This is a genomic window from Mesorhizobium sp. M4A.F.Ca.ET.090.04.2.1 (assembly GCF_003999085.1).
Taxonomy (GTDB): Bacteria; Pseudomonadota; Alphaproteobacteria; order Rhizobiales; family Rhizobiaceae; genus Mesorhizobium.
Genome location: NZ_RZOT01000954.1, coordinates 1 through 841, shown reverse-complemented (window position 1 = coordinate 841; position 841 = coordinate 1). Strand labels below are relative to the sequence as shown.

At 68.3% G+C, this 841-nt stretch carries 2 protein-coding genes; both read right to left on the bottom strand.

What is annotated here, in order from left to right:
* A partial coding sequence (locus EN781_RS33420) for a phosphatidate cytidylyltransferase (protein WP_145965824.1) occupies positions 1 to 569 on the bottom strand: 569 nt, incomplete at its 3' end.
* Positions 570 to 580: 11 nt separating this feature from the next.
* A partial coding sequence (locus tag EN781_RS33415) for an undecaprenyl diphosphate synthase family protein (protein ID WP_145965823.1) occupies positions 581 to 841 on the bottom strand: 261 nt, incomplete at its 5' end.

Sequence of the window (841 nt, the reverse complement as noted above, 5' to 3'; positions counted from 1 at the left end):
CCGGTCGCCGAGGCCAAAAGCACACCGGCCACGACGCCGCCGACGGCGCCGCCCAACGCCCCGCTCTGCGTCTTGCCGGGCGAGATCGACGGCGCCAGCTTCGGGCCGCCAACGGCGCGACCGACGAAATAGGCCGCTATGTCGGTCGCCCAGACGACGGCGAACAGGAAGAGGATCGCAATCAGGCCGGAATGGTCGCCGTCGCGCAGCATCGCCAGCGACAGGCCCGAGAGCGACGCATAGGCCAGGCCCGGGGCATCCCATTGCGCCGTCCCGCGCATTCGAGCGCCGGCCGCCGTGACGACAACCATGATCGCGACGAGGATCAGCTGCCAGGACGCCGGCACGCCGGCAATCAAGGTGCCGACGAAAGCCAGCAGCAGCGCTTCCGGCAGAAAGCCCAGGGCGCCGCCGGTTGTCGGGCGCGACATGCGTGACCATTCGTAGAAGATGGTGCAGGCGATGAAGCTGCAGAGCAAGCGGAACGGCATGCCGCCGAGCCAGGTGAGTCCGAGGGTGACGGCGGCCAGTACGAGCGCCGAAATCACACGCAGCTGGAGATTGCTCATCTGGCCGCCGCTCACGAAGCGACGTCTTGGGCGGCAAGCCCGCCGAAACGGCGCTCGCGGCTTGCGAAGTCGCGCAGCGCGTCGGCCAGGTGTTCCCGGCTGAAATCGGGCCAGTAGCAAGGCAGGAACACAAGCTCGCTGTAGGCCGCCTGCCAGAGAAGGAAATTCGACAACCTCAGCTCGCCGCTGGTGCGGATGACCAGCTCCGGGTCGGGAATGCCATCGGTGTCGAGCGCGCCGGCAAAGGCCTCCGCCGTGATAGCCTCGGCGGT